The sequence below is a fragment of the Actinomyces urinae genome, from assembly GCF_900119695.1.
Taxonomy (GTDB): Bacteria; Actinomycetota; Actinomycetes; order Actinomycetales; family Actinomycetaceae; genus Gleimia; species Gleimia urinae.
The window spans coordinates 900,621-915,506 of sequence record NZ_LT632547.1; the positions used below are offsets into that span (position 1 = coordinate 900,621).

Annotated in this window: 14 protein-coding genes; 4 read left to right on the plus strand and 10 right to left on the minus strand. The window is 57.1% G+C overall.

Going from position 1 to position 14,886, the window contains the following annotated elements; genetic code table 11:
* The first annotated feature begins 50 nt into the window (after positions 1 to 50).
* From BQ7114_RS05455 to BQ7114_RS05465, 3 genes are all read left to right on the plus strand, one after another.
* Entirely contained in the window at positions 51 to 1,376 is a 1,326-nt protein-coding gene (locus tag BQ7114_RS05455) for an AMP-binding protein (protein WP_072342953.1), read from the plus strand.
* 4 nt (positions 1,377 to 1,380) lie between these two features.
* Positions 1,381 to 2,262, plus strand: coding sequence for a 1,4-dihydroxy-2-naphthoate polyprenyltransferase (locus tag BQ7114_RS05460; RefSeq protein WP_072344847.1), 882 nt, complete (start codon positions 1,381 to 1,383; stop codon positions 2,260 to 2,262).
* A gap of 62 nt (positions 2,263 to 2,324) precedes the next feature.
* Positions 2,325 to 2,915 carry a PLDc N-terminal domain-containing protein gene (locus tag BQ7114_RS05465; protein WP_072342956.1) on the plus strand — a complete coding sequence of 197 codons (591 nt, stop codon included), beginning with the start codon at positions 2,325 to 2,327 and terminating at the stop codon, positions 2,913 to 2,915.
* 146 nt (positions 2,916 to 3,061) lie between these two features.
* On the opposite strand, the gene BQ7114_RS05470 is transcribed toward BQ7114_RS05465, so the two are convergent.
* The 10 genes from BQ7114_RS05470 to BQ7114_RS05515 form a co-directional block, all read right to left on the minus strand.
* Complete coding sequence (locus tag BQ7114_RS05470) at positions 3,062 to 3,763, minus strand: L-ribulose-5-phosphate 4-epimerase (protein WP_072342958.1); 702 nt, start codon at positions 3,761 to 3,763, stop codon at positions 3,062 to 3,064.
* An 18-nt stretch (positions 3,764 to 3,781) separates the two neighbouring features.
* A complete protein-coding gene (locus BQ7114_RS05475) occupies positions 3,782 to 5,458 on the minus strand; it encodes a ribulokinase (RefSeq protein ID WP_072342961.1) in 1,677 nt (558 codons plus the stop codon).
* 142 nt (positions 5,459 to 5,600) lie between these two features.
* Complete coding sequence (locus BQ7114_RS05480) at positions 5,601 to 6,971, minus strand: sn-glycerol-1-phosphate dehydrogenase (RefSeq protein ID WP_072342963.1); 1,371 nt, start codon at positions 6,969 to 6,971, stop codon at positions 5,601 to 5,603.
* 15 nt (positions 6,972 to 6,986) lie between these two features.
* On the minus strand, positions 6,987 to 8,558 hold the full coding sequence (locus tag BQ7114_RS05485) for an FGGY-family carbohydrate kinase (RefSeq protein WP_072342966.1): 1,572 nt from the start codon (positions 8,556 to 8,558) through the stop codon (positions 6,987 to 6,989).
* A 148-nt stretch (positions 8,559 to 8,706) separates the two neighbouring features.
* Positions 8,707 to 9,570, minus strand: coding sequence for an HAD-IIA family hydrolase (locus BQ7114_RS05490; RefSeq protein WP_072342969.1), 864 nt, complete (start codon positions 9,568 to 9,570; stop codon positions 8,707 to 8,709).
* A gap of 111 nt (positions 9,571 to 9,681) precedes the next feature.
* Positions 9,682 to 10,656 (minus strand): DUF7973 family transport facilitator, encoded by a 975-nt coding sequence (locus tag BQ7114_RS05495; protein WP_072342973.1) that lies wholly within the window; start codon positions 10,654 to 10,656, stop codon positions 9,682 to 9,684.
* A 204-nt stretch (positions 10,657 to 10,860) separates the two neighbouring features.
* Positions 10,861 to 11,316, minus strand: a complete 456-nt coding sequence (locus BQ7114_RS05500; protein WP_016444216.1) for a ribose-5-phosphate isomerase — start codon at positions 11,314 to 11,316, stop codon at positions 10,861 to 10,863.
* Between the two features lie 205 nt (positions 11,317 to 11,521).
* The gene (locus BQ7114_RS05505; protein ID WP_083431752.1) at positions 11,522 to 12,334 is read right to left on the minus strand and encodes a DeoR/GlpR family DNA-binding transcription regulator; all 813 of its coding nucleotides are present in this window, start codon (positions 12,332 to 12,334) and stop codon (positions 11,522 to 11,524) included.
* The gene (locus BQ7114_RS05510; protein WP_083431753.1) at positions 12,331 to 13,011 is read right to left on the minus strand and encodes a histidine phosphatase family protein; all 681 of its coding nucleotides are present in this window, start codon (positions 13,009 to 13,011) and stop codon (positions 12,331 to 12,333) included. The genes BQ7114_RS05505 and BQ7114_RS05510 overlap by 4 nt, the downstream gene beginning before the upstream one ends.
* A gap of 66 nt (positions 13,012 to 13,077) precedes the next feature.
* Positions 13,078 to 13,176 carry a 30S ribosomal protein bS22 gene (locus tag BQ7114_RS05515; RefSeq protein ID WP_005504750.1) on the minus strand — a complete coding sequence of 33 codons (99 nt, stop codon included), beginning with the start codon at positions 13,174 to 13,176 and terminating at the stop codon, positions 13,078 to 13,080.
* 224 nt (positions 13,177 to 13,400) lie between these two features.
* Between BQ7114_RS05515 and BQ7114_RS05520 the strand changes: the two genes are divergently transcribed.
* Entirely contained in the window at positions 13,401 to 14,861 is a 1,461-nt protein-coding gene (locus BQ7114_RS05520) for a TrkH family potassium uptake protein (RefSeq protein WP_072342980.1), read from the plus strand.
* Positions 14,862 to 14,886: the final 25 nt, after the last annotated feature.

Below are 14,886 nucleotides of genomic sequence, written 5' to 3' on the forward strand. Positions count from 1 at the left end.
TTTGCACGCCCGGCATTGTCCAGGCTCCCTCGTATGTGAATGGATTTTTAATGACGTCGATGAACGCTACTGATTCCGCTGCCCAACTGATGATTGTTCCGGGAGGAACCACGCCCGGCGCGGTAACCATGACATATTCGGCGGTACACAAGCTATGGGAGCTATACGAGCGGTTTGAGAAGACGGGCGTGCAGCGCAAGCAGCGCATCATTTTGGCGCCGCGAGAGGCCAGCGAGGCGATGCCTGCGCGCGCGGCTCAAACCAACGCCGCGCTACAAAAGCGCATCAAGCAGTTGCCGGGCAGCGTGGACGTGATTTTAGAGACCTCCGGATCCACCACCGGCAATCCGCGGCTTGTGGGCCTCTCGTTCGGCGCGCTGGTAGCGTCTGCCCGGGCCACGCACGAGGCTTTGGGCGGGCCGGGCCGCTGGATTGTGGCGCTCCCCGTGCATCACGTTGCGGGACTGCAAACCCTGATTCGCACCTGCGTTGCCGAGGCCTCCCCCATCATCGCGGACATGTCAGCCGGTTTTGATGAGGAGGCCCTGAAAGTCGCGTGCCGTACTGCGGCCGACGATGATGATCACCGCTCCTACCTATCTTTGGTCCCTAAACAGTTGTATGACGCCCTCGAGGCTGGAGACGAACTCGTGGAGCAACTCGCGCGTCTAGACGCGGTGCTGGTGGGAGGAGCGGGCACCTCGTCGAATCTGCTGGATCGCGCCCGCGCGGCCGGTATCAATGTGGTCACCACGTACGGCATGAGCGAGACCGGGGGCGGTTGCGTCTACAACGGCACTCCCCTGCCGGGCGTGCAGATCCGCACGGTTGATGGTCGAATTCAGATTGCCGGCCCTGTCCTCATGGATGGATATGTGGACGGTTTTGACCGCCCATTCGACGTGGAGGACGGGCAGCGCTGGCTACGCACCTCTGACTCGGGCGAATGGGATGGCAACAGTCTGCAGGTGCTGGGCCGGTCTGACGACGTGATTGTTTCTGGCGCGGTGAACGTGGCCCCCACGCGCGTTGCGGACGTGATTGCGGCAGCAAAGGACGTTGTCGACGTAGCGGTTGTTGCCCTGTCTGACGAGAAGTGGGGGCAGGTAGTGGCTGCCGCTATCGCCTCGCCTTGCATTAGAGCGAAGATTGACGAGGCCGGTGCGGATCTGCCCGCCCATAAAAATGAGGTGTACGCGAAGTTCGCCAAGCAAATCCGAGACCTGGTTGGCGAGCAGTTAGGGCGCGATCATGCCCCGCGAGTCATTGCGGTTGTGGACGAACTTGCCGTTACGCCGCTGGGCAAAGTTGATAGGCACGCGGTGGGCGCAATGGTTGCAAATTTGGTTGCGTCTGAAGCCGCGTGGGTACGCTGAGCACATGGCGACTTTCAACGACTGGCTCGAAGGCGCACGTCTTCGCACACTCCCCGCAGCAATCGCGCCCGTGCTTATCGGTATTGGCGCGGCGCATTTCCTAGGCGGATTTTCTGCCGTCCGCTCGATCCTGGCTCTGGCAGTGGCGCTTGCACTACAAGTTGGGGTGAACTTTTCGAACGACTACTCCGACGGGGTGCGCGGAACAGATGCGGTGCGCTCGGGGCCTCCTCGCCTAACCGGCGGGGGCAAGGTGAACCCAAAAGCTGTGCTCGCTGCGGCACTGGGATGCTTCGCGTTAGCGGGGGTACTTGGCCTCGTTCTGCTTTACATTTCGAGCCAGTGGTGGCTGCTGGTTCCCGGAGTTGCGGCTGTGGCCGCAGCCTGGTTTTACACGGGAGGGCGCACCCCGTACGGCTACATGGGTGTGGGCCTGTCTGAGCTGTTCGTCTTCGTGTTTTTTGGCCTCATGGCCACGGTTGCAACCACGTGGGTGCAGATTCAGGTGGCGCCTTGGTGGCTGTGGTGCGGCGCGGCAGGTACGGGCATGCTCTCGGTTGCCCTGCTGTTTGTAAACAACATTCGCGATATTCCAACCGATTCAAAGACGGGCAAGAGGACTCTGCCGGTTCGCCTGGGAGATCGCCTCTCTCGGCTCGTATACGCGTGGCTGCTGGGCATTGGTGTGGTTATGACGGGGCTTGGCCTTATACAAACCCGGTTCGTGCCGGCCTATCTGCTTGTGTTTGCCGCGCCCGTGCTACTGATTTCGCGCAAGGTCATGGCTGGGGCGAAGGGCCGTGAGCTACTTCCGATCCTGCGTAATACGGGCTTTTTAACTCTGTTCACAGGTCTGGCTGTGTGCTTTGGCCTAGTGGTGTCCTAAGCCCGGCGAGCATATTCGGGGCCAGTGCATACAATGGTTAAAGACTTATTGAGGAGTGCGAAATGGCTAGAGTTATGATCGTTATCTTGTCGCTGGCAGTGACGATTTTTGCTGTTGCTGACATTGCGCGCACCCCTAAAGATGAGATTCCCGCTCGAATCCCTAAACCGCTGTGGCTTTTGCTGGCGATTTTGCTGACGCCAGTGGGCGGCCTGGCCTGGATTATCGTGTCTCGCGTGACCCAAGCAGAGGCGCGCGGAGGCCAAGTTAATCGTGGTTTTTGGTACTCGCAAGACTCCGCGATAAAACTTCCGCAACGCACCTACACGAACCAGGATCCGTACATGTACGGCGCGCCTGACGATGACCCGAATTTGGCCTGGCACTTGGAAAAGCAGATGCGCCAAAAGAGGTCGGAGAACCTCATGCGCGAATTCGAGCGTCAGATGGACGAGGCCGAACGAGCGCAGGACCGGGACAGTGCGGACCCCGCTGCGCGAGGCGTAGATTCTGGAGCGGAGGATCTGCCCATCCCGAACGGCGAAGACGCCTCAAGCCAGTCAACACCTACTGACTCCTCGGACGCGGATACTCCTCAAGACCTGCATGGGCCAGACAAAGACGAGGACGAAAACAAGGACGAGAACCTGTAGTTAGCTTCCGCACGGTTTGTTCCCCGGCTTCAGAAGCACCCGCGCACGTAGCTAAGTTTCTCCACAACCAATCAGATAAATCGACTTAAACATGACCGTGGGGGTCATTCCTTTTGGAATGACCCCCACGGTTTTGTATTCGACTTCTAGTGCTGGCCGTACACGTTTTGATACCTGTCATACAAGGAATCAATGTGGCGCTGCTCGATCGGAATCACGTCGCCAAGCTGTTTAGCGATGTGAACCGTGCGGGCAACCTCCTCAACCATGACAGCGGCCTTAACCGCAGCCTTTGCGTCCTTACCAATCGTGAAAGGACCATGGTTTTGCATCAGCACGGCCTTCGACCTGTGCCAGCGCAGAGTCTGAACAATTCCGCGACCAATCGAATCATCACCGATGATTGCAAACGGACCAACCGGAATCGGGCCTCCAAACTCATCACCCATCATGGTGAGCACACACGGGATCTCCTCACCGCGCGCCGCCCAAGCGGTGGCATACGTCGAATGCGTGTGCACCACGCCTCCGACCTCGTCCATATGCTTGTAAACGTAAGCATGCGCGGCGGTGTCCGAAGATGGTGAGAGGTTATCGGGCGTCCCGTCCGCTATCTTCTTACCATCCAGGTCGCAAACCACCATGTTGTCGGCAGTCAGCTCGTCATAAGACACCCCGGAAGGCTTGATCACAAACAGGTCGGTGCCAGGCACGCGCTCCGACACGTTACCCGCGGTCCACACAACCAGCTCCCAGCGGGGTAGCTCAGCGTGCAGGCGCGCAACGTTCTCACGAGTACGCTGGACGGCCTCTTGAACTTCTGAAGGTAACTTAGATAGTTCAATCATTTAGTTGATCGCTCCCGTCTACTTCGCGCGACGCTCGTGTGCTTCACGGCGGATGCGTTTCAAATCATGCATCACTTCGTTTTCACGGCCGAAGAGGTCATGCAGGTACTTGTAGTGCTTGTACAGCTCGTCATACTGCTTAGACCTGGTCTCATCCGGCGTGTAGGCAGCCTTCTTCCGCTTGCCCATTGCCGCGGCGGCCTCTGAAACTGTGTCGTACAAGCCCGCTGCAACAGCGCCGAAAATAGCGGAGCCGAGAGCCGGAGCCTGCGAAGACAGCGCCGTAGAAACAGGGAGCTTGGTAATGTCAGAGAACATCTGCATGAGGAACGGGTTCTTAATCAAACCGCCAGCGGCGATGAACTCGTTGATCTCAACGCCGTGCTCTTCGAAGTTCTCAATAATCACGCGGGCACCAAACGCCGTGGCTTCCATGATCGCGCGATACTGATCCTCCGGCTTAGTAGCCAGCGTCTGGCCAACAATCATGCCGGACAGGTTCGCATCAACCAGGATCGAACGGTTACCGTTGTGCCAATCGAGCGCAACCAGGCCGTGCTCGCCAACCTCCTGCTTCGAAGCTTTCTCTGTGAGTAGCTCGTGGAGAGAAATGCCGCGGCTCTCCGCCTCTTCCGCGTAGGCCTTCGGCACGCAGTTTTCAACAAACCAGGCGTAAATATCACCAACAGCGGTCTGGCCACCTTCAAAGCCCCACATACCATCGATGATGCCGCCATCAACGATGCCGAACACACCTGGCACCGGCTGGAAGTCCTTACCCGAAACGACGTAGCAAGAAGAAGTGCCCATAATCGCCGTCAACTGGCCGGCCTCGGTTGCCTGCACTGCAGGAGCGGTTACGTGCGCGTCAATGTTGCCCGACGCAACGGTTACGTTGCCGGAAAGGCCCGTGATGCGCTGGCCGCGCTCGTTCAGCGTGCCTACCTTGCCGCCAAGTGGCAGAACTTCAGCCGCCATCTTCTGTGAGAACACTTCCCCGAAATCAGGGTTTAGCGCCTTCAGGAAATCTTCGTCCGGGTACTTACCATCCTGGTACATGCGCTTGTATCCCGAGTCGCCAGCCGCGTAGGTCAGGTGACCGGTGAGGATCCAGGTCAGCCAGTCCAGGGCGTTCACAATATGATCCGCTGCGTTGTATACCTCCGGAGCCTTCTCCAAGGTCTCCAAGGCCTTCGGTAGTAGCATTTCTGAGGACAGTTCGCCGCCGTAACGGGCCAGCCAGTCCACCTTGCGCTCACGCGCCAGCGCAACAATTCGGTCCGCCTGCTCCTGCGCTCCATGGTGCTTCCACAGCTTCACGTAGGCGTGCGGATTGTTCCTAAACTCTTCCTTCTCACAAAGCGGCGTGCCGTCCTCATCAGTCACAATCACGGTTGCCGAGGTTACGTCAAGGCCGATACCTACAACGTCGTCCTTGTTAATTTTCGCGTCCTCAATAGCACCCGGAATGACAGTTGAGAGGACCTCCAGGTAGTCCCGAGGATCCTGGAGTGCAAAATCCGGCGGCAGCTGCTGGTTATCGCCCGCAGTCAGAGTGTGGTCCATAACCGCGTGCGTGTATTCCATTACTGCTGATCCGAGCTCGTCGCCGTTGCTCGCGTCAACAACTACTGCGCGACCAGACAGAGTGCCCAGGTCGATGCCGATTACGTATTTGGGTGACTCAGTGGTCATAGGTTCCTCCTTGAACTACTTGGCCTGTGGTCCAGAATTAAAGCTTGAATATTTAAATGGCTCGCCGATACCTGGGAGCCGGGGTTGCCCGCACGCCCGGAAATGGAGGGCGCGCGGGCAAACACTAGGCGCGTGTTTGAGGTTATGCCTCGGGGTGGCGGTGCTTGCCCCAGTAGCCATCCGCGGCGAATAGACGCTCGATGACCTCATCCAGCATGCCTGTGTCCGCGAGAACATCAAGCACGGTGTAACGAGGACGAATCTGCTGCGCCTTGGTGTGCGTCAGGCGGAAACGATCCCAATCGATCTCGATCATTTCGGGGTGGTAAGGGGCCTTAGCATCCTTCAGCATGCGTGCAGCCTCTTCCGGCGAGACCAGCTGGTCCTTGACGCGCTCCTTAATCTTTGGCCAAGCAGCCTTGATCTTCGTTAGGCGCTCGCGCAGCTCGTCACCTTCCAGGTGCTTGCCAAGAGTGTGCTTCACAGCCTCGTCAACGATGCGCTCGGACTGGATTTCGCGAACCTTCGCCTCAACTTCAGCCTTGGTGGGCTGCTTTGCTACAACCTCTTCAATGTCTAGATTTTCGATGTCGAGCTTGAGCGTCTCTTCCCAGATCGCACACGATGCAACGGTACCAACGCCCACCTTGAAGCCGTGCGATAGCGGCGGCTCCCAGTCGAGGCCGTGGCCCTCCATCTCCCAAACGTGAGAGAACTGGTGGCCTGCACCCGAAGCGGGGCGGGAGGACTGCGCAGCCTGCATTGCAAGGCCAGACATGATGTTGCCTTCACCAAGCTTTGCGATCGCGTCCACATCACCGGCGGCAATAGCCTTCGGATCCGCGAGCGTGTCACGTAGCGGGCCCTGCACGAGGCTCCACACGTAGTCATCGATCGCTTCGATCCCCAGCTCGTCAGCCAGCATCCAGTCTGCACCCGCCGGGATCTTTTCAATCAGATCGCCATAGCCGGTAGCCGTGAGGCGCTGCGGCGCGTTTGCCATGACCTCAAGGTCTGCAACAAGGGCAGCCGGGGCCGGGCAGTTACGCGTGATCTTGAAGCCGTCGCGCGAAATGGAGGCACCAAACGAGGCGAAGCCGTCCACGGAGGCTGCGGTGCAAACGTTCATGTACTCGCGGCCCAATTCGCCCGAGGCGAGCTTAGCGATGTCGTTTAGCGTACCCGATGCGATGGAGCAAACCACCGTCTCATCACCCAACGGACGGATAACTTCGCGTAGCTTCGATACGTTGTCGTAGTCGCCGTACAGGGTTGGCGTGCCGGGGAAAATGTACGGATCGGCAGCGAACTCAACACCCGCTTCCTTAAGCGACTTCACTACCTCGTCACCGCAAGCACCGTAGGTGTTGCCATCGGCTACGACCAGTACCTTCTTGCCGGGGAAAACCCGGGCGAAAAGCTCGCCAGTACGGCTTACCGCATCGCGGTCAAAAAGGATCTCGCGAGTCTCAGTGGCTGTCTTTAGAGCAGTTTCGATCAATTTGCTTGTCATCACTTACTTCTTTCCTTAGTTGCTTGCTGCCACGTGGTCAACACTCTTGTGGGTGAGCTCCTGCATCTGCGGGTACGCATCCATGTACTGCTGGAGGTAGAACTTGTACTCTTCGTGAGTTGCCATGTTCGGTTCGATACGGTCCTTCTCGTGGACCATGTTGCGAACCGCGTCCTCGATCGACTTGTACTGGCCAGAACCAACCGCTGCGAGGATGCACGATCCGAGCACAACCGCGTCCCCCACCTCGGGAAGAACTACAGGTAGGCCGGTAACATCCGCGTGCATCTGCATCCAGTCACGCGACTTCGTTGCGCCGCCTGCAGCCACCAACTCGGTTGGCTTCAAGCCCGCGTCGCTCATTGCCTTCAAAGTGTGTGCCGTGCCGTAGCAGACAGCTTCCTTGATGGCGTGGTACAGGTGTTCTGGGGTGTGGTGCAGCGACAAGCCCCAGATGATACCGCGTGCCTTCGAGTCGGTGTACGGCGTGCGGTTGCCCTGGAAGTACTCGTTAACGATGAGGCCGTCCGAGCCGGGCGGAATGTGAGCCGAGGCCTTATCCAAATACTGGTACGGGTTCAGACCAACGCGCTCAGTTGCCTGCACAACGTCACGAGCAAAGCCGTCCTTGAACCACTTCAGTACCGAACCGGATGAGACGAGGCCGCCCTCAACCGTGTACTGGCCCTTAATAACACCATCCGTGTAAGAGCCAAAGAAGCCCTTACCGTGAAGCGGCTTATCCGACTGGCCGTTGATCACCTGCGACGAACCGGTGGTAACGGCGATACGTCCCGGAGCAACAACTCCCATGCCAATCTGGCCTGCCCACGCATCCGCGCAACCCTGCGCCACCGGAATGCCGGGAACTAGCGACATGTGGCTTGCAGCCGCCGGGGTTAGCGTACCGATCGGGGTACCGAGGTCCAGCACGGCCTCGGGAAGCTTGTCGAATACATCACCACAGCCGATGTGCTCGTAAAAATCTACCGGCCAGCCGCCGTAGTCACGGTTGTAGTAACCGCGCATGGCTGCCGAGTTGATGTTAACGGTCCACTCGCCTGTCAGCTTGTAGGTCAGCCAGTCCGGAGCATCCAGCAGGCGGTAGGCCGAATCGTAAAGCTCGCGCTCGTTCTCACGTAGCCACGCGGCCTTGAACGGGAACCACTCTGCGGTTGCGCCCAGCGTGCCCCCGCCGTTGTAGAGGCGGGCCCAGTGATCAATAGTCGATGCACGCGCCGCCTGCTTGGTAGCGCGCACGTCCATCCACATGATTGCACGCGAAAGCTCCTGGCCGTTCGCATCCATCGGCACAACCGTCATGGTCGTGGCGTCGTAGGAAATACCCGCGATCTTGCGGGCCGGAACACCCGTGTTATTGAGTACCTGTGAAACGGACGCGCCAAGTGCCTCCCACCAGTCGGCCGGAGACTGCTCTGCCCAACCCGGATGTGGGTGGTAGGTACGGTAGGGCGTTGCGGCGAAGCCAATCGGCTCACCCTTCAGATCGAAAATTGCGGCGCGGCACGATTCCGTACCGAAGTCGATACCGAGCAGGTACGGACCTTCAAAACCCGGATTAACCATTGGATTTCCTTTCAGCGTCATTGCTATAAGTTACGAAAATTCAGTTTTTGTTTCCCGTGGCAGTTCAGTGGATGACCGCCCGGGTATGACTTGTAGGGGGCTGAATTCGCGCAGCGCTTTCAACCTCTACAGGTCATGGGGTTACGGTCTAAGCGTCGTCTTCCGTCCAGCCGTTTTCTTCCCAAATATCAGCGGGAATAAGGCGGTCAAGTCGATCGATCACATAGGTGGGGCGATCTTTCTCGTCGAGTTCTGCAACCTCTTCGATCGTGGAATCACCCGTGAGAGGCATCGCTGAGTACATGCCCGTGCGAACAGCCATCTGAATGTCAGTGTGGAGGCGGTCCCCAACCATCATGCAGTTGGTGGGATCCACATCGAGACCCGCAATAGCCTCTTCCAGCATGACAGGGTTCGGTTTGCCAGCGATCATCTGCACCTTCGTACCCGTGCATGCCTCAATGGCAGCGATTATAGACGCACAGTCCGGCTCGCCTCGCCCCCCTGGGAACGGGCAGTAGCGATCCGGGTTGGTTGCAACGAGAATCGCGCGCTTATGGAACCAAATCGCGTCGAATGCAATCTGTAACTTCCGGTAGTCAAAAGTGCGGTCATAGGAGGCGACAACAATGTCGATTTCCTCTGGATTATCACTCATCTTAATGCCCGCATTTTTGAAAGCATCAATCAAAGGCTGTTCCGCAATGGGGAATACAACCGCGTCCGGACGGTGATCTTTAAGCCACCGAGTCATGGTTACAACGGTGTTTGCGATTTCTGAATTATCAGTAGGAAGCTCAAGCTTGCTGAGCTTTTCTACATACTGACTCGGGTCTTTAGTCGGGTTGTTAGAAAGGTAGCGAACCGGGATGTTGCGCCTGCGCAACTCCTCAATGGTTCGTTTTACACCCGGAAGAAGATGATCACCAAGGTAGATGGTGCCGTCCATGTCGAATACGTAGGCATCGTAGAGTTTGGACGGAAAGCTCAAGGTAGTTTTTGTGTCAGTCATTTTCCCAACTTGTGCTTTGCAGTTGTTTTCGAAACGGCTTGTTATAGGAAAGGAGTGCCGGGAGTATGAGCTACTGCCCGGCACTCCTTAACTGTTTAGTTAGAGACCGTCTTAGGCTAAGAGCGCGCCCAGAGCGAGCACGATCGTGGTGGACGGCCAGATTGCGAATGCCGGCGGGTCAATGTGAGTGTCGCCGTGCGCGTAGCAGAGACGGTTACCAAGCTCTGCAATCGCAGCCGACATCACGCCGAATACCGCGCCAAGGATAAGCGCGAGAACACCCGACTGAGTGACTTCAAAGAAGGTTACGCCTGCCAGACCACCAATAATGGTGATGTGGTGCGAAACCGGGATCGTTACGCCAAATACGAGCAGGAAGATCGTAATAGCGGAGATTGCGAACGGTAGCGTCTTCGCGTTCGCCATCAGGATCGCCGCGGTGTCCGGATCAAGCATTGCACCAGCGTGGTAGTAAACCATGGTTGCAGCGCCCGCACCGAAGAGGCCACCAAGAGCACCAATAGTGATCCACTGGCTCGGCTTCTCTTGCCACGCAATCCAGCGCCTGTCGCCATCAAGCTTGCTTACCCAGCCGAACATGCCGGTACTGGAGAAGAGGAGGCGAGCAATCAAGCCCTGGATGACAACGGTGAAAGCAACTGTATCGGTGTGCGAACCGAACCACGGGATCATCGCAATGAGGTTATTGATTACATAGCCGAGCATGCCGAAGAGGGAGCCGACAAGAAGCACGTCGGGCTCACCGAGTCCGGCAAGTGCCGTGTTAATGTCGCGGCCCTTGCCAGTGTCCTGTAAACGGCCCTTCTTAGCCGCATAGGCTGCTGCTGAAGCGGCACCTGCAAACGTAATGTGCGGTCCAAATACCGGGCCGAATGCCAGGTAGCTAAAGCCCACATCAGAGCCAGTAGCTAGCGTAATGCCAAAGCCCAAGAGAATCAGGATGCCCGTGAAACCGAACGCAAAGTTACCACCGATAGCGGCGCCGAAGAAACCACCACCGGCTGCAGCGATAAGCCAGAACAAATCCATGTTTCCAAGGAATGTAATAGCTGCATCTGGAGTCATTTTTCCACCTTTTGTTATTGGATGGTCTAACCATCTGTAATGGGAATATTTCGAAAACACGCAACATTGCGCGCACGAAAATGCTGACAGATAAACACTACCCAAGTGAGTACGCTTTTGCCCAACGGTTCACCGTTGTGCACGATTTTCCAGCTACGTGACGCAGCTCCTCACTTTTTCCCGAGTAGTGCAGAGTTCTACAAGCTAGCAGCCGTCGTAAGACTCCAGCGCCTCAACCTTCTGCGCGGAAGGAGAGCTCGTATCAAACTCGTAGCCCAACCATTCCTTCGCAAGACGCCTTGCCAACTCAATACCGATGACACGCTGGCCGAAGGTTAGAACCTGAGCATTGTTGGACAGGATCAAACGCTCCACAGAGAACGAGTCATGAGCCACCGAAGCGCGAATGCCTGGCACCTTGTTGGCAGCCATTGCCACGCCCATACCGGTACCACACACGAATAGGCCACGATCGGCCTTACCCTCTGCGATCATGCGAGCTGCCTTGACTGCAACATGCGGGTAGTCGATATCTTCACCGGCGTGAATGCCAGCGTCAATTACCTCATCTACGCGCTCATCAGCCTCAAGGTCCTTCTTAAGAATTTCCTTGTAATCAAGACCCGCAGAATCTGCGGCAACAACTATACGAAAACCCATAAACGTCTCCCTCCTTGGAGCATGTGGTGTGCATCGTCGGCACCAACATATCACAAAACTTGTCATTTTTAACAAGTCTTATTTTAGAAATAACATCAATGCCTTGAACTCAGTATACAAATATGACCCCGGTCACGGGGTCATACCGAGCAGTTGAAACACAGGTTCCACATTTGTTTACGCTCTGGCTTCGCGGTTTGTTACTTCACGGCTTCGCGACGATCACCTTGGCTCCAGAATCTTGCAGCATCTGCAGATCTTCCCGGCTGGTTTCGGAATCAACAACAATCACATCAACATCGGCGAGCTTACCAAATGAATACATAGCTCGGCGCTTGAACTTGGTGTGGTCCAAAAGCAAAATCGTAAGTTCAGACGACTCCATCATTTTTGCCTTCACCGCTGCAACGTCTGCGTACGGGTGATATACCGTCCCGTTTCTAATACCCGAGGCTGAGATCAGGCAAATATCGGCATGCACGGCCTCCAGGTTGCTAATAGTTACGGGCCCCATAGTGGCAGCTGCCCAAGACTGGTACTCGCCACCCAGAAAGAGCAGAGAGTGACGAGACTCCTCCTCCAGTTCACGGGCAACAAGTAAAGAGTTGGTGACAACCGAAATAGGAGCGCTGTCCGCAAGTTCTCGCAACACCCACACGCCCGAAGTCGAATCATCGAGCATCACCGAACTGCCCGGGGGAATAAGCGGCGCGACCGCCTTCGCAATCTGCTTTTTTGAGGTGGCTTCCTGCTTCAAACGATACGAGGCCGTGGCCTCATGCAAGCCCGAGGCTGCCGCTACAACCTTCCCGCGATGCTTATGCAGGATCCCCGCGCCCTCAAGGGCCGCTACATCGCGGTACACCGTCATAAGTGACACGCCGGTGTAGGTGGCAAGATTCTCAACCGAGACCTCGCCGAGCTCAATGACGCGCTTAGCTATCGCGCGCCTGCGCTGACTTTGATCACCCAGGTGCCCGTTCACCTTCGAAATCAGCTTCGATTCGCCCTCGCTCATTTTTGTCCCTTTCCTGTTGCAACCCCAGCGTCGGAACTGCCCGGGACCATATCCGCCGCCCGCTCTAGAAGCTTGCCGGCCGGCTCCCAGTACGTCACTGATTTCAAAGTTGCGTTTTCAAACTGCAGGCTAGTTAGCGAGGCCAACGAGCATTCACGCTTACGCGGATCGTGCCAAAGTGGGCGGCCCTCCACGAACGACCGCAGCGTCCAAATCGGCAGCTGGTGAGACACCATCAGCACCTCGCCACCCTCGAACTGCGCAAGCGCGCTGGAAGTGGCCGCGCTCATGCGAGAAACCAAATCCGAATACGGCTCTGACCAAGAGGGCTTTAGCGGATTAACATAGCGCTTCCAATACTTCGGATGAGCCAGCATCAGGCGGTTACGGTTCACGGCCTCGCCCTCGAAGGTATTCCACGCCTCCACCAGACGCTGGTCGCTTAAAATCGGTAGATCGTACGCGCGGGCCGTGGGCAAAGCCGTCTGCTGCGCGCGTAGGAGCGGCGATGACACCACGCCCGTAATCTCGTGGCCACTATCCACAAGAACTCTGGCCACTTCACTTGCCATCTGCCGGCCAAGCTCAGTCAAACCAAAACCGGGCATTCTCCCATACAAAATCGCTTCGGGATTATCCACTTCACCGTGGCGCATCAAATGAATAACAGTTTGCAAAGCCCGCCTCCGATATCGGTACATATAGAAAAGGCCCCGCAAGTCGGGGCTTTTTCAAACGAAGAACTACTTCTTGTTGCGGCGCTGGTGGCGCGTCTTACGAAGCAACTTGCGGTGCTTCTTCTTCGACATACGCTTGCGACGCTTCTTAATCACGGAGCCCATACGGCCCTCCTAAAACTATGGCCTTACCTTTAACCAAACATAGAGAATCTATAGAAAATTCGCCCAATTTGTCAAACAAATCCCTCCTGCTATGACTCAGCTAACGGTAATCGGGCAATAAGCGCTCGGGATTTCCCCGCCAAGAAAGAGGTTTTCAACGGCGTGTGAACATTCCTCCTATTAAATTAGTAAAGTTAGCGCATAAGTGTTTGAAGGAGGCAGCCTTGGATCCCTTTGCGCCTGGCGGCGAAACCGCGCCGCGGGACACCCCTGCCCCCAGCTATCCAAACATTGAGCCGGAAACGATCTACCAGGCGCAAGAGCCCACGCTCCGCGAGCGTTTCAGAGGCAAAATCGACCATTGGGCGAAGACCTACCCCGCGCGCCTAGCGATGATAGTTTTTGCCTCCATCATCGCGGTAACGACCGCGTTGCTCAGCCTACCAATCGCAACGCAATCCGGGCAGCGAGCACCCTTTGCCGACGCTGTGTTTAACGCGACCTCCGCAGTTGCCGTTACCGGCCTTTCCAGCGTGGATACTGCGAACTATTGGTCCCTGTTTGGTCAAATCGTGCTGGCAACCGCGATCTCAATCGGCGGCATGGGAGTTATGACCATGGCGTCGATACTTGGCCTCGCCGTATCTCGCCACCTTGGCCTCACCCAACGCATGCTGGCCGCAACAGAAACCAAAACGGCCGCGCTCGGCCAAGTGGGTTCGCTGCTACGAATGGTTATCCTGACCGCGTTTGCCATGGACTTCCTGCTATTCGCAGTACTGTTCCCCCGCTTCCTCGCCCTGGGATACGAGTTCACCGAGGCCCTCTGGTACGCCATTTTCATGGCCATCTCAATCTTCAACAATGCCGGATTCGTAGTAATCCCCGAAGGTCTGGAACAGTTCACTTCAGACCTATGGGTCATCGCGCCGATCGTCGTAGGAACTGCGGTGGGCGCGCTCGGCTTCCCCGTCATCATGGACCTGACCCGCAACTGGAAGCAACCCCGCCGCCTGACGCTTCACAGCAAGCTCACGATCACCACCTACATCACGCTAGCCATTGCCGGATCACTGGTGATTGGTGCGCTCGAATGGAATAACACTGGTGGAATGGGCCTGCTATCCGTACAAGACAAGATTGCACACTCCGTGCTCGCCGGAGTAAACGGGCGGTCCTCGGGCATATCCATTTTGGACGAGGGGCAAATGCACGCCACCACCTGGTGGATTCAAGATGCGCTCATGTTCATTGGCGGCGGTTCCGCTTCAACGGGAGGCGGTATCAAGGTGACCACTCTAGCCGTCCTCGCCCTCGCCGTCCTCGCAGAAGCGCGCGGTGACCGCGACATTGAAGCGTTCGGACGTCGAATCTCCTCTTCAACCGTGCGTCTGGCAGTTGCAGTTACAATGATTGGCGCATTCCTCGTTGGCGTCGCCACGATGATCCTCCTGGCGCTCACGCCCTACTCGCTGGACCGCGTCCTGTTTGAAGCCATAAGTGCATTCGGCACGTGCGGCCTATCCACCGGCATAACCGCGAGCCTGCCCGACGCGGGCAAACACACGCTCTCTGCGCTCATGTACTTGGGACGAATCGGCCCCATGACCATCGCTGCGGCCCTGGCCCTGCGCGAACGCCGCCGCGTGATTCGCCAACCGCAAGAAAACCCGATTATCGGCTAGAAGGCACTCCACGCCTTACACTTGA

Coding starts and splice junctions, on each gene's coding strand:
- BQ7114_RS05470 (WP_072342958.1), bottom strand. CDS start 3,763: ATGATTGAACTATCTAAGTTACCTTCAGAAGTTCAAGAGGCCGTCCAG.
- BQ7114_RS05480 (WP_072342963.1), bottom strand. CDS start 6,971: ATGACAAGCAAATTGATCGAAACTGCTCTAAAGACAGCCACTGAGACT.
- BQ7114_RS05490 (WP_072342969.1), bottom strand. CDS start 9,570: ATGACTGACACAAAAACTACCTTGAGCTTTCCGTCCAAACTCTACGAT.
- BQ7114_RS05505 (WP_083431752.1), bottom strand. CDS start 12,334: ATGAGCGAGGGCGAATCGAAGCTGATTTCGAAGGTGAACGGGCACCTG.
- BQ7114_RS05515 (WP_005504750.1), bottom strand. CDS start 13,176: ATGGGCTCCGTGATTAAGAAGCGTCGCAAGCGTATGTCGAAGAAGAAG.
- BQ7114_RS05465 (WP_072342956.1), top strand. CDS start 2,325: ATGGCTAGAGTTATGATCGTTATCTTGTCGCTGGCAGTGACGATTTTT.
- BQ7114_RS05500 (WP_016444216.1), bottom strand. CDS start 11,316: ATGGGTTTTCGTATAGTTGTTGCCGCAGATTCTGCGGGTCTTGATTAC.
- BQ7114_RS05455 (WP_072342953.1), top strand. CDS start 51: ATGACGTCGATGAACGCTACTGATTCCGCTGCCCAACTGATGATTGTT.
- BQ7114_RS05460 (WP_072344847.1), top strand. CDS start 1,381: ATGGCGACTTTCAACGACTGGCTCGAAGGCGCACGTCTTCGCACACTC.
- BQ7114_RS05495 (WP_072342973.1), bottom strand. CDS start 10,656: ATGACTCCAGATGCAGCTATTACATTCCTTGGAAACATGGATTTGTTC.
- BQ7114_RS05485 (WP_072342966.1), bottom strand. CDS start 8,558: ATGGTTAATCCGGGTTTTGAAGGTCCGTACCTGCTCGGTATCGACTTC.
- BQ7114_RS05475 (WP_072342961.1), bottom strand. CDS start 5,458: ATGACCACTGAGTCACCCAAATACGTAATCGGCATCGACCTGGGCACT.